We start from the raw sequence: 20,989 nt of genomic DNA on the forward strand, positions 1-20,989 counted from the left end.
CACTCCGCCCGGCACCCACCAACCCGGGCGGCCAGCAAGTAAAATGTCACACACCATAGAAGGGTCAGCCGATATGGCCACCTCCGCCACTTGGACCTCCGACCGCCCCTGGCGCGGCATCATGGTCGCCACCGCCCTCCCGCTGCGCCCCGACCTCTCCGTCGACCACGACGCCTACGCCGAACACGTCCGCTGGCTCCTCGACAACGGCTGCGACGGCGTCGTCCCGAACGGCTCGCTCGGTGAGTACCAGACCCTCACCGCCGAGGAGCGCGCCCGTGTCGTGCGCACCGCCGTGGAAGCCGCGGGCGACGGCGCCCGGGTGATGCCCGGAGTCTCCGCCTACGGCAGCGGCGAGGCCCGCCGCTGGGCCGAGCAGGCGGCCGAGGCGGGCTGCGGCTCCGTGCTGCTGCTGCCGCCGAACGCCTACCGCGCCGACGAACAGGCCGTACGCGCCCACTACGCCGAGGTCGCGGGGGCGGGGGTGCCGGTCGTCGCCTACAACAACCCGATCGACACCAAGGTGGACCTGAGCCCGGCGCTGCTCGCCCGGCTGCACGGCGACGGCAGCGTGGTCGCGGTCAAGGAGTTCACCGGCGATGTGCGCAGGGCGTACGAGATCGCCGAACTGGCCCCCGAACTCGACCTGCTGATCGGGGCGGACGACGTCCTGCTGGAGCTGGCGGTCGCCGGCGCCGTCGGCTGGATCGCGGGGTACCCGAACGCGTTCCCCGCCACCTGCGCCTACCTCTACCAGGCCGCCGTCGCCGGGGACCTGGACACGGCACTGCCCCTCTACCGCTCGCTGCACCCGCTGCTGCGCTGGGACTCCAAGACGGAGTTCGTGCAAGCGATCAAGCTCTCCATGGACCTCGCCGGACGCCACGGCGGCCCCACCCGCCCGCCGCGCTTCCCGCTCACCGGCGAGACCGGGGCCGCGGTGCGCGCGGCCACCGAGAAGGCCATCGCCCAGGGCCACTACTGACCGGAAAGGACGGACGTCCGTGCGCACACGCCACGTCTTCCACGCCGTCGACTCACACACCGAGGGCATGCCCACGCGCGTCATCACGGGCGGCGTGGGGGTGATCCCCGGCGCCACCATGGCCGAGCGCAGGCTCCATTTCATCGAGCACCTGGACCACATCCGCACGCTCCTGATGTACGAGCCGCGCGGCCACGCCGCCATGAGCGGCGCGATCCTGCAACCCCCGACCCGCCCCGACGCCGACTACGGGGTCCTGTACATCGAGGTCTCCGGACTGCTGCCGATGTGCGGGCACGGCACCATCGGGGTGGCCACCGTGCTGGTCGAGACCGGGATGGTGCCGGTCTGCGAGCCGGTCACCACGGTACGGCTGGACACCCCGGCCGGCCTGGTCTCCGTCGACGTGCACGTCGAGGACGGCGCGGCGAAGGCGGTCACGCTCACCAACGTGCCCGCGTTCTGCGTGGGCCTGGAACGCAAGGCGGACGTTCCGGGGTACGGCACGGTGACGTACGACCTCGCCTTCGGCGGGAACTTCTACGCCTTCGTCGAACTGGAAGCGCTGGGGCTGCCCTTCGACCGGGCCCGCAAGGACGACCTCCTCGCCGCCGGGCTCGCGATCATGGACGCGATCAACGCCTCACCCGACCGGCCCGTCCACCCCGAACAGCCGGAGATCAGCGGCGTCAAGCACGTCTACCTCGCCGCGCCGGGCTCCGACGCACAGCGCTCACGGCACGCCATGGCCATCCACCCCGGCTGGTTCGACCGTTCGCCGTGCGGCACCGGCACCTCCGCCCGCATGGCCCAGCTCCACGCCCGCGGCGAACTCCCGCTGCACCGCGACTTCGTCAACGAGTCGTTCATCGGCACCCGGTTCACCGGCCGCCTGGTCGGCGAGACCCTCGTCGGCGGGATCCCCGCCGTCGTGCCCACCGTCACCGGCCGCGCCTGGATCACCGGCACCGCCCAGTACTTCCTCGACCCGGACGACCCCTTCCCCGGAGGCTTCCTCCTTTGACCGCCATGCCTGAGCCCTCTTCGTCCCTTTCATCCTCTTCCTCCCCTTCTGTCATCTCCCGCAATCCGGCCGACCCCTCCGACGTCCTGGTACGGATCCCGGCCGCCGGCGCCATCGCCGCGGCCGAAGCCGTCGAACGGGCCCGCGCCGCCCGGTCCGACTGGCTCAGCGGCGGCGCGGCCGCCCGCTCGGCGGCCCTCTCCGCGATCGCCGGGGCCATCGAGGCCGCCGCGGAAGAGCTGTCCGCACTCGCCGTACGCGAAGTGGGCAAGCCGCTCACCGAAGCGCGGGCCGAGGTGGCCCGCACCGCCGCGATCTGGCGCTACTACGCCCAGGCCCCCTACGAGCCCACCGGTTCCCTCCACGAAACGGCGGACGGCCCCGGCCTGTTGCTGACCCGGCGCCGCCCGCACGGTGTGGCGGGGCTGATCACGCCGTGGAACTTCCCCTTCGCCATCCCCAGCTGGAAAGCGGCCCCCGCGCTGGCCGCGGGCAACGCGGTCGTCCTGAAACCGGCGCCGGAGGCCACGGCGTGCGCCCTGCGGCTCGCCGGGATCCTCGAAGACAAGCTGCCCGCGGGGGTGTTCACCGTGGTCCCCGGCGGCGCCGCCGAGGGCGAGGCGATCGTCGGTGCCGCCGACGTCATCTCCTTCACGGGCTCCACCGCGGTCGGCAACGCGGTCGTGGGCGCCGCCACCGTCCGGGGCGTCCCGGTGCAGGCCGAGATGGGCGGGCTCAACGCGGCGATCGTCCTGCCCGACGCCGACATCGGCCGGGCCGCCGCCCACATCGCCTCGGCGATCGCCGGCTACGCCGGGCAGAAGTGCACCGCCACCAGCCGGGTGATCGCCGTCGGCGCCGCCCTCGACCCGCTGCGCGAGGCCCTCACCGAGTCACTGCGCACGCTCCGGGTGGGCGATCCGGCCGACCCGGCCACGGTGTGCGGCCCGCTCATCAGCGAGCGGGCCCGCGACCAGGTGGAGGAGGCTCCCTACGGCCTCCCCGTGCTCGCCGGCGGCCCCGTCGCCCGGGACCACGGCTGGTACACCGCACCCACCCTGGTGGAGAAGGTCCCGCCGGACCACCGGCTGCTGCGGGAGGAGACCTTCGGCCCGATCGCGGCCCTGCTGCCCGCGGACGACCTGGCCCACGCCGTACGGATCACCAATTCCGTCCCCTACGGACTGGTCACGTCGGTCCACACGGCCGACCTGGACGCGGCGCTGTACGGACTCGATCACCTCGCCACCGGCATGACCCGCATCAACGCACCGTCCACCGGGGTCGACTTCCACCTGCCCTTCGGCGGCACCAAGGCATCCAGCCACGGCCCGAGGGAGCAGGGCAAGGCCGCCCTGGACTTCTACACAGCGAGCCGTACGTACACTCTGGCACCCGCGAAAACAACGTGACATTGCACGTGTACGCTGGCCCTCCGGCCAGGGCACGGAGGACACAGAGCATGGGGCATCTGAAGGCGAGCAACCTCATCACCGCCCGGGAACGCCTGCGCGACCAGGTCGCCCACGCCCTGCGCGCCGCCCTCATCTCCGGTGAACTGCGCCCCGGCGAGGTCTACTCGGCCCCCACGCTCGCCGAGGACTTCGGCATCTCCGCGACGCCCGTCCGCGAGGCGATGCTCGACCTGGCCCGCGAGGGCCTGGTCGAGCCCCTGCGCAACAAGGGCTTCCGGGTCACCGAGGTCAACGAGCGCGACCTCGACCAGTACACCGAGATCCGCACGCTGATCGAGGTGCCCACGGTCGGCCGGATCACGCGGACCGCGTCGAAGAAGGACCTCGAAGCGCTGCGCCCGATCGCCGAGGAGATCGTGCGCGCCGCGCACGACCACGACCTCATCGGCTACCTGGAGGCCGACCGCCGCTTCCACCTGTCGCTGCTGGCGCTCGCCGGCAACGACCGCCTCGTCGAGACCGTCGGCGATCTGCGCAAGCGCTCGCGTCTGTACGGCCTGACCGCCCTGGACCAGCGGGGCGAACTCATCCCCTCGGCCGAGGAGCACCTGGAACTGCTGGAGCTGATGCTCTCCGGCGACGCCGAGGCCGCCGAGCAGTGCATGACCCGGCACCTGGGACATGTGCGCTCGCTGTGGGCCAGGGGCGAGGCCGACGAGGCCTGATCCCGGGCGAAGGCCGGGCGGTCCTCGGTCGTCGGGTTCCCCGCAGGGGCACCGCACCGGTTCGCTGGAGGTGTGCGGCGACTCGGGGGTGAGGGCGATGGACGTCAATGACGCGAGCGCACCGATCGTGGCGGTCGTCGGGGTGGTCGGGACCCTGCTGTCGGCCCTGCTCACCCAGCGCGCGGCCGAGCGCAGCCGGCGGCGCGAGCAGGAGCGGGCCGAGCGGGCACGGGCGCGGGCGCGGGAGGCCGAGGAGCGGCGCACGTGTTACGTCGCCCTCAACACCGCCTCCCGGCAGTATCTGGCCGCCCTCACCGACCAGTTGCACGCCCTGCTCCGCGCCGAGGACCCGCGCGCGGTACGGCAACGCCTCACCGAGGCCCGGGATCTGCACCGGGACGTGTACGCGGAGGCCCAGATGCGGCTGCCCGACCCCGTACTCGCCCTGGCCGGCGAGGTCACCCACGGGCTCGGCACCCTCTACGGCCGGCTCCGGCGCCTGGACGACGGCGTCCCCCGCCCCGGCGACTCGCTCGACGCCGCCCAGGGGGAGATCGACGCGCTGTGGGAACGGCTGCGGGAGCTGCGGCGCGGGATGCGGGCGGATCTGGGCGCGTCCAGGGCGACTTCCGGGTGTTGATCGGTCGTTGGCCGGAAAAGCTCGGTGATCGGGCGGCGTTGTGCCGCACATCTCGCCATCATGGAGATCTGGACGGACTGTTACGGACTGTTGATGTCCTCGGGACGTGGGGAGTGCCGGTGGGGGAAGAAGAGGAGAGCGGTGGCGTTCAGGCGTTGCGGGCCTGGGCCGGTGAGGCCGTCGGACGGGCGAAGGCGTTGCTGCCGGCGCCGGACACGGTCGCCGGAGCCTCGCGCGCCCACGACGACTCGGTCACCGAACTCGACGCGCTCTCCCACCTGTTGGACCACGATCCGCAGCTGCGCAGCTCGGTGACCTTATGGCTCGGCGGTGCCCTCACCCTGCGCCACGCCGCCGGGGGCGGGACGCCCGAGGACCGGGAGCGGGCGCACGGCCTGCTGCGGGACGTACGGGACCCGGCGACGAGGACCGGCGCCACGGCCTCCACCGAGGACCGGCGGTGGGCCGCGCTGTTCCTGCTGACGCACGCGATGCCGCTGCAGGAGATGCTGGGCGGGCTCTCGCCGGAGCCGGACGCCACCGCCATGTTCGACATGATCATGCGGGAGGGGCCGACCGGGATGGCCGCCTTCGCGGCCGAGCTGCAGGAGCTGGTGACCGACGCGGCCGAGCTCCCGCTGCCGCCGGAGACCCTCGGGCACCTGCGGCAGGTACGCGACCTGTATGCCCAGCCCTCGGCCACCGGGATCGCCGACCTGTTCACGAGCCTCGTACCCGACGACGGTTTTCCGGGCAACGATCATCTACGGCAGATGATGACGAGCTGGCTGACGACGATGGGCGGCGGCCCGGCCCCGCAGACCGGCCCGGCGCCGAAGAGCGCCGCGAACACGCAGACCGGCTCGGCGCCGAAGAGCGGCGCAAGCACGCAGACCGGCTCGGTCTCGAAGAGCGCCGCGAGCACGGCGCCCGGTACCGGCCCCAACGCGAGTGGCACGCGCGCCACCCCGGCCTCCTCCGACGAGGCCGACGCCAGCAGCCCGGCGCCCTCCGGCGAGGCCGACGCCGACGCCCCGAACCCGCCCCGCAAGGCCGACGCCAGCGCCCCGGCGCCCTCCGGCGCCGACGGCCCCGTCACGCCCCGTACCCCCGAGGACTTCCGTCGGCTCGTCGCCGCGTGGCAAGCCGTCCACACCACGTCCGTGGACTTCGTGAACCACGCCGGCGGCGGCGACCCCGCGGCACTGAACCAGCAGCTCGGGCGGCTGCGTGACGCGCTGGACAGGCTGCCGGACGGCATGCCGGGCAAGGACGCTCTCGAAGGGCAGATGACCATGCTGCTCCACCTGAGCGACGGCGCCGGCGGCACCCTTCAGGACCAGGCGCTCGGTTTCGCCCGCACCCGGGCGGTCACCGACTACATGCGGCGCAAGTCGGAAAGCCCGATCCCCATGGCCGACGGCTTCGCGATCATGGCGGACGTGCTGGCCCTGATGACCGACGTCCGTACCGCCGGGATGGCCGAGGACGTGGAGCGGCTCCGCGACCTCCTGCCCCAGGCCGAGGCCCTGGCCAACAGCGTCCCCGAGGACCACGACTTCCACGCCATCGCCCACGTCACCCGCGGGATGGCCCGCCTCATGCTCGGCCGGTTCACCATGGACAGGGAGCTGCTCCTGCACGGCCTCGCGGACTTCGAGGAGATCAGGACAGCGGCGGGCAACAGCAGACTTCCGATCGGGGACGCGGACCTGGAGGCCATGGTTCCGGACCTGGCGGCCCTGCGTGCCTACCTCACCGACGACACGGCGGACCTCCCGGACAGGGACGTACCACCACCGGACGCCCCCGCCGACCAGCTGCACTCCGCCGCGAACCGCCTCGGCATGCGCTACGGCATCACCAGGGACCCGGCGGACCTCAGCGCCGCCATCGACACGCTCGAACGGCTCCGCGAGCACATCCGGCAGGGCCGGGCTCCGCGCGTCGCCGCCGCTTCCCTGTGGTCGCTCGCCGAGTCCTACCGCGCCCGCTGGCACCGGGAGCCCAGCGAGTCCGACGCGGACGCCGCCACCGACACGGCGAAGGAGGCCCTGGCCACCCTCGCCGCCGACGTCCTCCTCCAGCACGGCGCCGAACACCGCCTGACGACCGCCCGCAACGGCGCCTCCCTCGGCACACGGGCCGCCCTGTGGGCCGCGTCGCACGGAAGGGTGGACGACGCGGTCGCCGCCCTGGAGCTGGGCAGGGCGCTGGTGCTGCAGGCGGCGGCCACCTCCCGGACCGTACCGGACCTGCTGGAGGAGAGGGGCCATCCCGAACTCGCCGCCGCGTGGCGGGAGTCCGGCGCCGCCGACAGCACCGAGCTGCCCGCCGAGCTGCCCAGCACCCTGCGCCGGCAGGCCCTGGAGGCCCTCGGCTACCGGGAGCGGGGAGGCCTGCTCGGCACCCCCACCCCGCGCGAACTGGCGGACGGCGTGGGCGAGGCCGGCGCGGACGCGCTGATCTATCTGGTCCCCGGCGGCGACGGCGAGGCCCCGGGCATGGTGCTGGCCATAGGCCCCGAGATCGGCATCGGGGTGGGCGCGCTGCCCATGCTCTCCGAAGCGGGCAGCGGCCCCCTGCGGCGGTACATGGACGCGGCCGCCGCCCGCTCCCCGGAGCACGACGACGAGCAGGCGGAACGGGCCTGGGAGGAGGCCCTGTCCGAGCTGTGCGACTGGGCGTACGAGGTGTTCGTCCATGTCCTCGCCGGACTGGAGGAGCACCTCCCGGGCGACGCGGCCGACCGCCGTACGCCCCGCGTCGTCCTGGTCCCCTGCGGCCGCCTCGGGATCGTCCCCTGGCACGCGGCCCGCTTCCCCGCGGGCGCCCCGTACGACTACCTCTGCCAGGCCCTGGTGATCAGCTACGCGGCCTCCGGCAGCCAGTTCCTGCGTACGGTGAAACGCGCGCCGCGCGATCCGGTCTCGGCCCCGGCCATGGTGGCCGACTGGACCCTCACGCTGACGTACGCCGAGCAGGAGGTCCTGGAGCTGCGCAACGCCTTCTATCCGGGGTCGCGCCTGTACGGCGAATTCGCCGGCCTCCCGCGCGACTCGGTGCCGCCCGGCACGCCCGACCAGCTGCTGGCCCTGCTCGCCCAGGACCACTCGATGGTCCATCTGGCCACGCACGGCATGGCGGGGGTACGGCCGACGGAGTCGGCCCTGCACCTCGCTCCCCCCGACGGCGGCGAGGGGGTCGGCCGGCTGACCGTGACCCGGCTCCTCGACCGACCGCAGCCCGCCGAACAGGAGGACGGCCCGTTGATCGTCCTGAGCGCCTGCGAGACCGATCTGAGCACCCGCGACCACGACGAGGCCCTGACCCTCACCACGGCGTTCGTCTCGGGCGGCGCACGCGATGTCGTGGGGTCGCGGTGGACCACCCGGGACAGCGCGTCGATCCTGCTGATGGCGGTCTTCCACCACCATCTGCGGTCCGGGCTCAGCCCCGTCGACGCGCTGCGGGCCGCGCAGTTGTGGATGCTCGACCCGGACCGGAAGGATCCGGGCAGCCTGAGCGACCGGTTGCGGGCGGACATCGGCCGCCCCGACCTCGGGCGGCCCGTCCTGTGGGCCGCGTTCATCCATCAGGGCCACCCCGGCCGGGGAAAGGAGACCGTATGACCCCGGGTGAGGACAGCGGGACGAGGGTGCTCGGCCTCATCGACGAACACCTCGACAGCATCCGCGCCCAGCTGGCCGACGAGCAGTACCAGCTCCTGCTCGCCCGTCTGCGCGAGCTCGCCGACACCCCGCCGGACGACCCCAGGGGCGTACGCCGGGCCCTGCAGGCCGTGCGCCTGAGCCTGGTGGAGCTTCCGTACGACCATCCGGTCCGGGAGGCACTGGACTCCGTCCGGTACGCCGGTACGGCGACCATCGGCGGGCCGGTGGTCCTGCGGACGCGGGATCTGCTGGCCCGGCTCACGGCCGACCCGCCACGGCCCCCCGACACGGCGGCCATCATCGCCGCCGTCGAGCGCAGACTGCTCCACGCGCCCGCCCTCTCGGCCGCCGAGGTCCACGCCCGGTACGCCGGTTCGGCGCCACCACCCGAGCTGATCCGGCTCGCCGACCCCGACCTCGGCGACCGCTACCCGGAGTTCCAGTTCAGGCCGGGGGGCGGAGCACCGTACGAGGTCGTCCTGGAGGTCAACCGGGTGCTGCTCGCCGACGCGGACCCGTGGGGCGCCGCCGACTGGTGGCTGAGCGGCAACGCGTGGCTGGGCGGCGGGCCGCCCGCCGCCCTCCTCGGCGTCCGCCCGGACCGCGACCTGGTGGGCGCGGCCGTCGCGTTGGTGGAGGGGGACTGATGCACGAGGAGACCGTGTCGCCCTCCGTGTACCGCTTCCGGCCGCACTGGGAGGTGCTGCCGGCCGGTACCCAGCTGTGGCGGATGCACAAGTCCCGGTACGCGGCCGAGGAGTTCAAGCCGTTCGACCCGGACGACCGCGCGCCCGGCCGCTTCCACGGCACACCGCAGGACCCGTACCCCTGTCTGTACGCGGCGACGGACGCGGAGACCGCGCTCGCCGAGACCCTGCTGCGTTCGGTCCGCTTCGACCCGGAGACCGGTATGCGACTGGTCCCCTGGGCGCAGGTGCGGGGCAGGGCGCTGAACGTGGTGCGGACCCGGTGCGAGCTGAAACTGGTCTCGCTGTGTTCCGGAGCGGCCCTCGCCGCCGTCTGCCAGGACCACCTCCTGCTGGAGAGCGAGGGGAAGGAGCACTACGAGCGCACGCGGCGCTGGGCACAGGAGATCCGTGCCCAGGCACCCGAGGCCATGGGGATGATCTGGGGTTCGAAACGCAACCCGTCACGGCGGGCCCTGGTGCTCTTCGGCGACCGCCTCGCGGACCACGCGGGCGGACCGCTCGAAGCACTGCCGTACCGCAGCATCCCCGATCTCGGCTCCCCGGAAGGCATCAAGGAGGCCAACCAGCTGCTGGAACCCCTCCGTTCGGCGATCAGGGAGCCGCTGCACCGCTGAGCCCGGGGCCAGGACCGGCCCTGCCCGCCGCTCGCTTGTCCGCGTGTGACACGTGGTGTCATCGTTGTCCGCATGGCACCACCGACCCTTGACCATGCGTCACTTCTCGTGGAGTTACAGGCGGTTCGGCGGGCGGGACTGCTCAGGCTGCGCGGCCGCGAGCTGCCCGCCCTGGAGTCGGCCGCGGCCGCCCTGGCGACCGCGCGCACCCGCGAGGGCGCCGTGGAGGCGCTGCTGCGCCGCGCGGTGGAGCGGCTGGACGCGGGCACGCTGCGGACCGCCGCCGAGTACACGCTGGGCCTGGCCCAGGGCACCCGGGACTGGCCGGCGTCCTCCCGCCGGGCCCGCGCCGCCGAGGTGTACCGGGTGAGCGAGGAGCGCTTCCGCAAGCACCACGAGGTGATGGTGCTCGGGCAGGTGGCCCAGCACATCGTGGAACTGGTGGAATCGGCGAAGGGCGGTGGCGACGAGCCGGGCGCAGGCGACTGGGCGGGCGCGGGCGCCACCCACCGCCGCGTGGACGTCCTGGCGGGCGACCGGGCCGTACGCCTCACCCTGCACGTCCACCCCGTCGACCTGCTGCGGGACGTGGACGTGGTGGTCGCCCCGGCCAACACCTACTTCGCGCTGCCCGAGCCGTACAAGTCCTCGGTCTCCGCCTCGTTGCGCCGGGCCGCCTCCGTGCGCGGGGTCACCGGCGACCTGCTGGACGACCCGGTCCACGACGAGCTGCGCAAGTGGACGGCCCGGCACGGCACCGCGGGGCGCCCGGTGGTCCCGGGCACGGTGGCGGCGACCGGTGCGGGAGCCATGGCCGCGTACGGCGTACGACGGATCTACCACGCCGCGGTGGCCGTACCCCGGGCCGGCACCAACGACTACGACGTGCTGCCCGCCGACATCACCCGCGCCACCTCGCGCGCGCTCGCACTGCTGGCCGAGGAGCACGACCGGCACACCCCGCCGCTGCGCTCGGTGTGCTTCCCGCTGCTCGGCTCCGGGCGCGGCGGGCTTCCGTACCGGGTGAGCGCGGCCGCCGTGTGGAGCGCCGTGGAGGCGGAACTGGCGCGCGGGGCGCGCTGGGACGTGCACTTCGTGGTGCGCACCCCGGAGGCGGCCCGTGTGGTGGAGCGGATCCCGGCCAGGACCCGCCCGGGCCGCGACCAGTCGGCGCCCGGCCGGTCCGTTTGACTGGAGGGGGCGGCTCGGGCCCCGGAACCGCCGATATCCACGGGGTGTCAATTCGGGTAAGGAGCGGGCGTGTTGGTGCCGACGTCACATACCGTGGCCGTATGACCAGGGGGATGGTTGAGTGGGCGCACGGCTGCGCGGGTCGCACGGTGACCTGGCCCGCCCCGGATACGTACGTACTCGTCGACGGTGTCCTGCTGCGCATGGTCCCCGAGCCGCCCGGCCTGCCGCCGGGTACGGCCGTCACCGTGCGCCACGATCCCGGACGGCGGCGGCTGGTGGCCCACGCCGACCACACCGAGGCGGCCGCCGAGTGAGCGTCCACGGCATCGAGTTCGGGGCCGGGTACGAGGAACGGCAACCCGTCGTCCTCCTCCTCGACACCTCCGCCTCCATGGGCCGCCCCGCGCAGAACCCGCGGATCGACGAGCTGAACGACGCGCTGACCCGCTGGTTCGACGGGGTCCGCGCGCAGGAACGGCTGCGCACCCGGGTGGAGGTCTGCCTCATCACCTTCGACTCGGCGGTGCGTGTCTACGACCCCGGCCCGGGCCGCCTCGTCCCGGCCGAGGAGGCCGACGCCGGCCGGCTCTTCGTCCCGGTGGACAGCATGCACCCGCCCACGCTGCGCGCCGAGGGCCTGACCCGGCTGACGGAAGCCGTGGAAACGGCCCTCGAACTGGCCCGCACCCGCTACCGCAGCCTGCAACAGCAGCGGGTACCGGTCAGGCGCCCGTTCCTGTGGGTCCTGACGGACGGCGCACCCAGCGACGCCCAGGGCCGCCCCCTGGACGCGGCGGCCCTGGCGGGTACGGCGGGCCGGGTGCGTCAGGGCGAGGAGCGGGGGGAGTGGGTCTTCCAGGTGATCGGGGTACGCGGCGCCGACCTGCCGATGCTGCGGGTGCTGGCGCCGAAGGCCACGTCCCCCTTGGAGAACCTGGACTTCGGCCGGATCCTCGACCTGCTCTTCCAGAGCACGGACGACAGCAGCCCGGACCAGGACGCGGATCTCATCCACCAGCAGGTGGGCGACCGCGCCGCCCGGCTCGCGCGCATGGACAGGCTGGAGAGGGACCTGAGGTGATCATCGCGGGCGCCTCCGTCCAGGGCACCGCTCACCTCGCCACCGGGCAGGGCTGCCAGGACGCGTTCAAGGCGATCGACCTGGGCGACACGGCGGTGCTGGCGGTGTCCGACGGCGCGAGCAGCCGCGACCGCAGCGCCCTGGGCGCGCACATAGCGGTCGACGCGGCCTGCCGCCTGCTGACGGAGGGCTTACCGGACGCGGAGGAGACACCGCAGGCGTGGACCCGGTGGATCGCCGGGCGCGGGAAGCGGGTGGTCGAGGAGTATCTGCGGGCGGTGTCGGGGGTGTTGGGCCCGGGTGCACAGGATCCCGGCGCCTTGGCAGCCACCGTCGCCGCAGCGGTCGTACGTCCACCGTGGGTGGCCTTCCTCTCGCTGGGCGACTGCTTCGGCACCCTTCTGACTGGCGACGACCGCTGCCACCTGGTCCTCCCTTCGCCCACCGGCCCACCCCCCTTCCTGTCCTCCCCCGGCGCGGCCCTCCGCGTCCGCACCTTCGTCGTCTGGGAGCCGGAACTCGACGGCGTGGTGCTGGCCACCGACGGCTGCGCCGCCCTCACCCTCGATCACCCCGCCGTCCGCGAACTCCCGCCAGAGGCAGGCCCCTTACCGGCCGAGCGCTTCTTCCTCGGCCTCGCCGCCACGCTCCGCGCGAACCACGGGGACGCCGAGCCCCTGCGCCGCCGGCTCTCCGGGCCGGAGGCCGGCCGGACCGGTGACGATCTGACCGTCCTGTGCGCTCTCACCGAAGGGGGGTAACCGTGGGACTGACGGTGGTGTCCGGCAACGGACACACATGGCGGCTCACCGAGCAGATCGGCAGCGGCTCGGAAGGTTTCGTGTACGGCGTCGACGACGGCCGCCCCCTCGTCGCGAAACTCGTCCCGGACCCGCCCGACCCCGAGGCCTACCGCCGCCGCGTGGCCCGCCTGGTACGCCAGCGCCGCGAACCCCGCACCGTCGGCCTGCTCGCCGGCACACCCGTCCGGCTGGCCTGGCCGCTGGTCCCGGTACGCACGGCCGGCGGCACCGGTGCGGACCGCGTCGACGGCTACGTGATGACCGACATGCGGCACGCCTACCAGCCGTTCAGCCACCTCCTCGGCGCCGCCACCCGCCGTACCTTCCTGCCCCGGGCGACCTGGGCGACCGCCCTCGGCGCCGCCCTCGCCCTCGCCCGGCTGCTGGGCGAACTGCACGCCGAGGGCTATGTGGTGGGCGACCTCAAGCCCGACAACCTCTGGGTCGACGAGAGCGGCCGGGTCGGCATGGCGGACGTCGACTCCTGGCAGTTCACGGACGGCCGCGAGGTCTTCCCGGGCCGGATGCGCACCCCCGGCTACACGGCCCCCGAGCGGATCGGCGCCCCCGCCGGCACCCCGCCGGACACCGCGTCCGACGACTTCGCCCTGGCCGTCCTGGTCCACCAGCTCCTCATGGCCGGCCTGCACCCCTTCGCCGGGCACCCGGCGGACGGCGCCGACTATCTGTCGTACGACGACAACGTGCTGCACGGCCGCTGCCGGATCGTCGACCGTACGTCGGTACTGCTGCCCCGCACCGTGCCGCCCGCCGACCTGCTGCCGAGGCGGCTCGCGGAGCTGTTCCGGACGGCGTTCGCGCCCACGCGCCGCCGCCCGACGGCGGCCGAGTGGGCCCAGGCGCTCGCGACCGAGCTGGCCCCGGGGCGGCTGAAGGTGTGCGCGGCGAACGCCCGCCACCTCCACACCGTGGAACGGCCCTGGTGCCCGTGGTGCGACCAGGCCGAGCGGGGCGCCGACAGCTACCCCGGCCATCCGCAGGAAGAGGCGTGACAGGAGGAGGCATGACAGGAGAAGGCATGACAGGAGAAGGCATGACGACCCTCCCCCACGCTCGGCTTCGCTCGCGCGGGGGGACCCCCATCTCCGTCGCCCGGACGCTGGACCACTGCACGGTCCTCGGCCCCGGCACCCGCGCGGTCATCTGGGTACAGGGCTGCCCGCTGCGCTGCCGGGGCTGCGTGGCCGCGGAGACCCTGCCCTTCGAGGGCGGCACCAGCCGGTCGGTCCCCGAACTCGCCGACTGGCTGTGCCGGCTGGACGGCATCGAGGGCGTCACGTTCTCCGGCGGTGAGCCGTTCAGCCAGGCCGGGGCGCTGGCCGAGCTGCTCGACGCGGTACGGCGGCGGCGCCCGGACTTCGGCGCGATGGCCTACTCCGGCTTCCGCCACGAGGCGCTGCGGCGCGGCGACCCGGACCGGCTCGCCCTGCTCGAGCGGCTGGACCTGCTGGTCGACGGGCCGTACGTCGCCGCACGGCACGGCAGTCTGCGCTGGCGCGGCTCGGACAACCAGCGGCTGATCCCGCTCACCGACCGCTACCCGCGGGCCCTGGCCGAGCCGGACACGACCGCCGGGATCGAACTGTCGGTGGACGCCGACGGATCCGTCTCCTGGGCCGGGGTGCCGCCGGCCCCCGGATTCCGGGAGGGACTCGAGGAGCGGCTCGCGGCACGGGGATTCGCGCTGCACACCGAGGCACGGACCGAGGCACGGAGGGAACGATGAGCGGATCACCGAAGTACAGCAGCGTCCGTGTCGGCGCGGTGTACGCCCAGCGGGAGGCGGCCGAGCGCCGGCGCCGGGCCGAGGAGCGCCGGGCCAGAGAGCGCCGGCGGGCCGCCGAGCGGGCACGGCTGGCCCAGGAGGCGGCCGCCCGCCGGGAACGCGCCCGCGCCGAGGCGGAGCGGCGCCGGGCCGAAGTCGCGCGTAAGGAAGGCGAGTTGGAGGCCAAGCGGTCGGCCGAGCGCGGCGCCCGGCTGGCCCAGGCGCGGGCGGAGCAGACCCGGGCCGACGAGCGCGGTCTCGACGAGGTGCGGGAGCTGATCGCCGAGGCCCAGCGGTCCGGCGCCCGGGACGGCATCGGGTCCCTGGAGCGGCGGCTGGCCGAGCTGCGGGAGCGGGCCGCCCGTGGGGAGCGGCTCGGGGACGCCGTGGAGGAGCTGCGCGGCCGGGTCGTGGGCCTGCGCCCGACGGCGGCCGGGGACCGTACGGACGACCGTTCCGCCGTCCTGGCCGGCCTGGAGCGCCGGCTCTCCGCCCACGGCCCGGACGGCGCCGCCGTCGACGCGGACGGCCACCGGCGCTGCACCGAGCTGCTCGGCCGGCTGCGCGCGACGACCGGACCGGGCCAGGAGGTCCGCTTCGAAGCCCTGCTCGGCACGGTCGAACACGCCCTCGCCCGGCATGCGGCGACGGTCGCGCAGGCGCGGGACGCCGTCGAGCGGCAGGCCCTCGCGGAACAGGAACGCGAGGCGGCCGAAGCGGCGGAGCGCGAGCGCACCGAGGCGGCGAAGGCGGCGAAGGCGGCGAAGGCGGCGAAGGCGGCGAAGGCGGCGGAGCGGGAACGCGCCGAGGCGGCCGAGGCGGCCCTGGAGCTGGCCCTCGCGGAGGCCGCCGAGCGGCTCGCCGTCATACGCCAGGCGGCCGAGGGTGTGGTGGACACCGCCGCCGACCTCGGCGACCCCGGCATCGCCGGCGAGATCGCGGACGCCCTGCGCGCCGTGGCCGAGGCGCTGACCGCGCGCTCGGCGCCCGAGGCCCTGACGGCGGTCGCCGAGCTGGAAGGCCGGCTCCCGGACGCCGAGCGCCGGCTGGACGAGCTGGAGCTGGCCTACCAGCGGCGCCGCGACCTGGTGGAGGCGCTCCGGGACGCCATGACCGGCGAGGGGTTCGCCTTCGAGGGCGGCGAGGACCAGGGCGGCAGCTTCCGGCTGCACTTCACACGGCCGACCGGGGCGACGTACGAGACCACGGTCGCCACCGAGGACGACGGCACGCCCGTCCTCGTCTACCACGTGGAGGGCGAGCCGGACGTGACGCTGTACGCCCCGCGGGACGAGGCGGTGTGCGACACCACCGAGGCGCTGCTGGAGCGGGTGCACGAGGCGCTGGGCGGCGACGACGGCTTCGTACCGGGTGAGCTCACCTGGGACGGCAAACCGCCGGGCCGGCGTGCCAAGCCGCTGCCCCGCGACACCTCCTGGAGGTGGACGAACCCGTGAGCACGGCCGACTTCACCAAGGGCGAGGACGCCACGGGGCCCGTCCCCGCCGACGCCATGATGCCCCTGTGGGCGGTGTCGCTCGGCTGGGAGCTGCGGCGCGGCCGTCAGGTGATCCTCAACGGGCAGATCCGGGACCGCTGGTGGTTCGAGGACCGGCCCGCCTCCTTCCGGGAGCTGCTCGCCGGGGTGCTGGAGGCGCGCGGCGCCGATGTCGTGGGCTGGTGGGACCCGGTGGCCGGGCTCACCTTCCCGCTGCCGGGCCACGCGGAGCGCTTCGCCCGGCTGGAGGCGAACCGGCCGCATACGGCCACCGGCAGCGGTGACCGGGACACACCCGCGGACGACCGGCAGCAGGACAACCGGCGACCGGACAACCGCCAGCACGACGACCGGCAGCAGGACAACCGGCGGCAGGACGGCTCGCGCACCCGGCGCGGCATCGAACGCGAGCGGGACCGGTCGAGCCTGCTCTCCCCCCGGTCGGCCGGCCCCCCGCGCGCCTTCGACGACGTGGTCGCCACCGTGCACCGGCTCGCCGCCTCCCCCGACGCGGCCACGGCCTTCGTCTTCCAGGACGTCGACCACCATCTCCCGCCCGGCCAGCCGGAATCGAACCCCGGCTACCTCCGGCTGCGCGCCGCGATGACGGACGCCGTGACCCCCCGCCCGACCCTGGCCGGACCTCGCCCGCACGCCCGCAACGCCGTCCTGTGCGCGGTGGGCGACGTCGGCCGGCTGCCCGGCTGGTTCCACCTGGAGGACCCCCGGATCGCCACCCTGCACATCGGACCACCGGACCCGAGCGAGCGCCGGCTGTGGCTGACCTGGCTGCGCGGCGACTTCAACGGCGCCCCGGACGCCACCCGGCACGACGTCGAGGCCCTGGTCGGGGCGACCGACGGCATGTCCGGCTGGGACATCGACGCGCTCGCCCGGACCTCGTGGCTGCGCGGCGCGCCCCTGCAGAAACCGGACAAGCTCCTGGAACTGCACCGGCTCAACGTGAGCGTCGACCCGTGGACCCAGCTGGACCGGGAGACCGTCGCCCGCGCGGCCGGCGTCCTGGGCACCCGGGTGGTCGGCCAGTCCAAGGCCGTCGACGCGGTGGCCGCCGCGCTCCAGGCGGCGTTCGTGGGCGTCGACTTCGGCGGCTCCGGCACCGCCCGGCCCCGGGGCGCGTTCTTCTTCGTCGGCCCGACGGGCGTCGGCAAGACCGAACTCGCCAAGGCGGTCGCCGAGTTGATGTTCGGCGACCAGAGCGCGTACGCCCGCTTCGACATGAGCGAGTACCAGCAGGAGCACGCGGCCGAGCGGCTCGCGGGCGCACCGCCCGGCTACATCGGCCACGAGCAGGGCGGCGAGCTGACCCGCCGGGTCCAGGAACGGCCGTTCAGCGTCCTGCTCTTCGACGAGATCGAGAAGGCGCACCCCCGGGTGCTGGACAAGTTCCTCCAGATCCTGGAGGACGGCCGCCTCACCGACGGCCGGGGCCAGACCGCGTACTTCTCCCAGTGCCTGATCATCTTCACCTCCAACACGGGCGCGGAGGCGGTCCAGGGCCTGCTGTCCGAAGGCGGCTCCGAAGGCGGCTCCGAAGGCGAAGAAGTGCCGTACTCCGCCCTGGAGGCACACTTCACCCGGGCCGTGGAGGAGAAGTTCCGGGCGATCGGCCGACCGGAGATCTACGGCCGGCTCAAGCCCGGCGTGGTCGTCTTCGACATGCTGCGCCGCGAGCACATCGTGAAGATCGCCGACCGGCTGCTGGGCCAGCTCACCGAGTCCGTCCGCGAACGCCACCAGGTCGAACTGGTCCCCGACACGGACACCCTGCACCCCTGGATCACCGAGCGGATGAGCGACCCCGAGCACCAGGCGTACGGCGGCCGCCAGATCCGCAACGAACTGGAGCGGCTGCGGGCGGCCGTGGTCGCCCACTTCCTGGCCCACCGCCCGGCCCCGGGCGGCCGGATCCGGCTCGGCATCGACGCCGACGGCACGCCCTGGACCAGGACCGAGGAAGGGAACGGCTGAACATGCTCGGCATCGCCATCGGCCACCGCATCGCCCGCATCGCCCGCACCGGCCCGCTCGACCCGGAAGGCCGCCCGACCGTAACGGTGACGGACCTGGGCGAAACAGACGGAGTCGCCGACCCCGCCACCGCACTGAACATGCTCCTTGCCGAAGCGACGGAAGCCACGGGAGCCACGGGAGCCACGAGTGAGGAGGCGGTGCTCGGCCTGCCCGCATCCGCCGGGCGCGAGGCCGAGGCCCGCCTCCGCCGCGCCGCCGAGGACGCCGGCCTCCGCGTCAGCAGGATCGTCCCCGACCCGGTCGCGGTGGCCCTGCACTACGGCGCGATCGACGAGGGCGTCCACCGCACGGTCCTGGTGGTCGACCAGGCCGCGGCCACCGTGGACCTGACGGTCCTCGCCATCACCCCGGACCTGACGGTACGCATCGTCACCACGCGCACCGAACAGCTGGCCGACGGCCACGCCCTTACGGCGGTGGCCCGGGAACTGACCGAGGCGACCCCGGACGCCGTACTCCTCTCCGGCGACCTGTACACGACGCCCGCCCACCGCGCGGACATCGAGAACCTCCCCGAGGCCCAGGGCCTGACCATCCGCTGCCGGGCCCCCGAACTGGCCGTCGTACACGGCCTCCTGCTCCTGGAGGACTTCGGCCTCCTGCGCATCGCCTCGGGCCCGGCACCGGCGAGAACCGACTTCCCCCCTCCTTTGGAGGACCCGGAACCGCAAGCCTGGTCCACTCCCGTGGAGGACCCCGAACCGATAGGCGCCCCAGCCATCAACGCCCTGAAGGGGCGCGGGGCCGGGACATATGCGGCTCCGCCGCGTGGGCGCGAGGAACCCCCACCGCCCCGCAGCGAACCCACAACCGAAGTCACCCCACCCATCTCCGAACCCGAACCAGAACGAGAACCCGAACCGACCCCCACCCCAACCCTCCTCCCGCCCGAAACGCACCCGCACCCGCACCCAGAGCCGTCCCGCACCCTCCACTCCGTCCCCGTAACCCAACTCCAAGCCATCCGCCGAGACGACCACCTCCTCGTCCTCTGGGCCTGGCCCGACTCCGCCCTCACCGCCCGCGTCCGCTGGCGCTGCGAAGACGCGGCAGCGACCCGCCCCCGCGACGGCGACCTCCGCTGCCAGCGCCGGGTCTACGAACACGACGGCGGCCTGGACCTCCCCGTCGGCCGGGGCGCGATCACGCTCACCGTCGAGGCCCTGGTCCCGGACGCCACGGTCGACACCGAGGGCGCCGCCTCCCTGCGGATCCCCGCCGAACCCCCCATCGTCGAGTACGAACCCTCCCTGCGCCGCCGCCTCACCGGCGGCCGGGTCGCGACCGTCACCTTCACCGCCCGGACCGGCTGCGACCTGCCCGCCCTGCGGATAGTCCACGGTCTCGGCCGCTACCGCCCCACCAGCACGGCCGAGGGCACCGTCGTCCACGAGGTCCCCGCCCAGCGCCTCCCCGGCGGTACCCCCCTCACCGTGGAGTTCCCCCTCCCCAGCACCAAGGGCCCGTCCTGGCTCGTCTGCTTCCCGGCGGACGACCCCGGCTCCGGCCCCGGCTCCGGCCCCTACTCCGAAAAAGAACGCGACATCGACATCCGCCCCACGGCGCTGCACCGGCTGCGAGTGACCTGAATGGCCAGACGACTCACCTGCCCCTACTGCTACGAGACCTTCGCCCCGCGTGAGATCCGCTTCCGCTGCAACAGCCGGCTCAGCCGTACCCGCAAGCAGTGCGAGCGCCGCCGCGACCCGGTCCTCGACGAACGGTTCGGCCGGCGCCTCAGCCACGACGTGGGCCCGGACTTCGCCGCCGACGGCCGCAGGTCGACGGCGGTGTGCCCGGACTGCGACGGCGAGACGACGTACCGCATCTGCCCGGTCTGCCACGTCGAGCTGCCGGTGCAGTTCGGGATGGTGGAGAACCGGCTGATCGCGATGGTGGGCGCGAGGTCCTCCGGCAAGACGATCTACATGACCGTGCTGCTGCACGAGATGCGCAACCAGGTCGGCCAGGCCTACGGCGCCTCGCTGATGGGCCTGGACGACACCACCATGCGCCGCTACAGCTCGGAGTACGAGGACCGGCTCTACCGCGACCGGCAGATGTTCCCGCCCACACAGACCGCGACGACCAACGCCAACCGGGTGGAACCGCTGGTGTTCAGGTTCGGGCTGCGCCGCAAGGGGCTGTTCGGGGAGCGGCCGCAGCACAGCGTGCTGTCCTTCTTCGACACGGCGGGCGAGGACTTCAACAGCCGGGAGAGCGTGGAGCTCAACACCCGTTACCTGACCAACGCGGACGGCATCATCCTGCTGCTCGACCCGCTGCAGATGCCGGGCGCCCGGGACAACGCGGCACCCGGCACGGCGCTGCCCGCCATGGACGGCATCGACCCGCCGATCAACGTGCTGAGCCGGGTGAGCGGCATGCTGCTGGCCGCGCAGGGCGGCAAGGCGGCGAAGGTCGACACCCCGATCGCGGTGGTCTTCTCCAAGATGGACGCCTTCTGGCACCTGATGGAGAACGGCAGCCCGCTGCGCTCGCACGCGCCCGCGCTCGGCCGTTTCGACGTCGGCGACAGCCTCAGCGTCCACGAGGAGGTGCGCCGGCTGCTCAAGGACTGGGACGGCGTCCCCATCGACCAGTCCCTGGAGAACACCTTCGCCCGCTACCGCTACTTCGGTGTCTCCGCGCTGGGCCGCAGCGCCACGCCCGAGTCCCGGGTCGCCGACACCGGGATCCAGCCCTACCGGGTCGCTGATCCGCTGCTGTGGCTGCTGAGCGAGTTCGGTTCGGTGCCGAAGGCGGGCCGCGGATGACGAAGGAG

At 73.9% G+C, this 20,989-nt stretch carries 18 protein-coding genes; all 18 read left to right on the top strand.

The genetic code is table 11. The features are described 5' to 3' along the window. Window positions 1-73 precede the first annotated feature (73 nt). Window positions 74-985, top strand: a complete 912-nt coding sequence (locus ACWC0C_RS22805) for a dihydrodipicolinate synthase family protein (RefSeq protein ID WP_450865463.1) — start codon at window positions 74-76, stop codon at window positions 983-985. 19 nt (window positions 986-1,004) lie between these two features. Further along, window positions 1,005-2,009 carry a proline racemase family protein gene (locus ACWC0C_RS22810; protein ID WP_449194945.1) on the top strand — a complete coding sequence of 335 codons (1,005 nt, stop codon included), beginning with the start codon at window positions 1,005-1,007 and terminating at the stop codon, window positions 2,007-2,009. A gap of 5 nt (window positions 2,010-2,014) precedes the next feature. Beyond that, window positions 2,015-3,421, top strand: a complete 1,407-nt coding sequence (locus ACWC0C_RS22815; protein WP_450865465.1) for an aldehyde dehydrogenase family protein — start codon at window positions 2,015-2,017, stop codon at window positions 3,419-3,421. Window positions 3,422-3,471: 50 nt separating this feature from the next. Then, window positions 3,472-4,149, top strand: a complete 678-nt coding sequence (locus tag ACWC0C_RS22820; RefSeq protein WP_449194947.1) for a GntR family transcriptional regulator — start codon at window positions 3,472-3,474, stop codon at window positions 4,147-4,149. 97 nt (window positions 4,150-4,246) lie between these two features. Then, window positions 4,247-4,789, top strand: coding sequence for a hypothetical protein (locus ACWC0C_RS22825; RefSeq protein ID WP_449194948.1), 543 nt, complete (start codon window positions 4,247-4,249; stop codon window positions 4,787-4,789). Between the two features lie 119 nt (window positions 4,790-4,908). Next, window positions 4,909-8,421 carry a CHAT domain-containing protein gene (locus ACWC0C_RS22830; protein WP_450865468.1) on the top strand — a complete coding sequence of 1,171 codons (3,513 nt, stop codon included), beginning with the start codon at window positions 4,909-4,911 and terminating at the stop codon, window positions 8,419-8,421. Continuing rightward, window positions 8,418-9,110, top strand: coding sequence for a hypothetical protein (locus tag ACWC0C_RS22835; RefSeq protein WP_450865469.1), 693 nt, complete (start codon window positions 8,418-8,420; stop codon window positions 9,108-9,110). The genes ACWC0C_RS22830 and ACWC0C_RS22835 overlap by 4 nt, the downstream gene beginning before the upstream one ends. Then, on the top strand, window positions 9,110-9,787 hold the full coding sequence (locus ACWC0C_RS22840) for an RES family NAD+ phosphorylase (protein ID WP_450865471.1): 678 nt from the start codon (window positions 9,110-9,112) through the stop codon (window positions 9,785-9,787). Before ACWC0C_RS22835 ends, ACWC0C_RS22840 begins: the two co-directional genes overlap by 1 nt. Window positions 9,788-9,859: 72 nt before the next feature. Further along, window positions 9,860-10,978 carry a hypothetical protein gene (locus ACWC0C_RS22845; RefSeq protein ID WP_450865473.1) on the top strand — a complete coding sequence of 373 codons (1,119 nt, stop codon included), beginning with the start codon at window positions 9,860-9,862 and terminating at the stop codon, window positions 10,976-10,978. A 101-nt stretch (window positions 10,979-11,079) separates the two neighbouring features. Continuing rightward, a complete protein-coding gene (locus ACWC0C_RS22850; RefSeq protein WP_449194953.1) occupies window positions 11,080-11,295 on the top strand; it encodes a hypothetical protein in 216 nt (71 codons plus the stop codon). Beyond that, entirely contained in the window at window positions 11,292-12,062 is a 771-nt protein-coding gene (locus tag ACWC0C_RS22855; RefSeq protein WP_449194954.1) for a vWA domain-containing protein, read from the top strand. Before ACWC0C_RS22850 ends, ACWC0C_RS22855 begins: the two co-directional genes overlap by 4 nt. Further along, window positions 12,059-12,823, top strand: a complete 765-nt coding sequence (locus ACWC0C_RS22860) for a protein phosphatase 2C domain-containing protein (protein ID WP_450865474.1) — start codon at window positions 12,059-12,061, stop codon at window positions 12,821-12,823. The genes ACWC0C_RS22855 and ACWC0C_RS22860 overlap by 4 nt, the downstream gene beginning before the upstream one ends. Before the next feature lie 2 nt (window positions 12,824-12,825). Continuing rightward, on the top strand, window positions 12,826-13,878 hold the full coding sequence (locus tag ACWC0C_RS22865; RefSeq protein ID WP_450865476.1) for a protein kinase domain-containing protein: 1,053 nt from the start codon (window positions 12,826-12,828) through the stop codon (window positions 13,876-13,878). 41 nt (window positions 13,879-13,919) lie between these two features. Then, window positions 13,920-14,612 (top strand): 4Fe-4S single cluster domain-containing protein, encoded by a 693-nt coding sequence (locus tag ACWC0C_RS22870; RefSeq protein WP_449194957.1) that lies wholly within the window; start codon window positions 13,920-13,922, stop codon window positions 14,610-14,612. After that, window positions 14,609-16,108, top strand: a complete 1,500-nt coding sequence (locus tag ACWC0C_RS22875; RefSeq protein ID WP_450865478.1) for a hypothetical protein — start codon at window positions 14,609-14,611, stop codon at window positions 16,106-16,108. The genes ACWC0C_RS22870 and ACWC0C_RS22875 overlap by 4 nt, the downstream gene beginning before the upstream one ends. After that, the gene (locus tag ACWC0C_RS22880; protein WP_450865479.1) at window positions 16,105-18,141 is read left to right on the top strand and encodes an AAA family ATPase; all 2,037 of its coding nucleotides are present in this window, start codon (window positions 16,105-16,107) and stop codon (window positions 18,139-18,141) included. The genes ACWC0C_RS22875 and ACWC0C_RS22880 overlap by 4 nt, the downstream gene beginning before the upstream one ends. A 2-nt stretch (window positions 18,142-18,143) precedes the next feature. After that, a complete protein-coding gene (locus ACWC0C_RS22885) occupies window positions 18,144-19,793 on the top strand; it encodes an Hsp70 family protein (RefSeq protein ID WP_450865481.1) in 1,650 nt (549 codons plus the stop codon). After that, window positions 19,794-20,981: a TRAFAC clade GTPase domain-containing protein gene (locus ACWC0C_RS22890; RefSeq protein ID WP_450865483.1), complete on the top strand. Its 1,188-nt coding sequence runs from the start codon at window positions 19,794-19,796 to the stop codon at window positions 20,979-20,981. The last annotated feature ends 8 nt before the right edge of the window (window positions 20,982-20,989 follow it).

Source organism: Streptomyces sp. NPDC001709 (assembly GCF_053596375.1).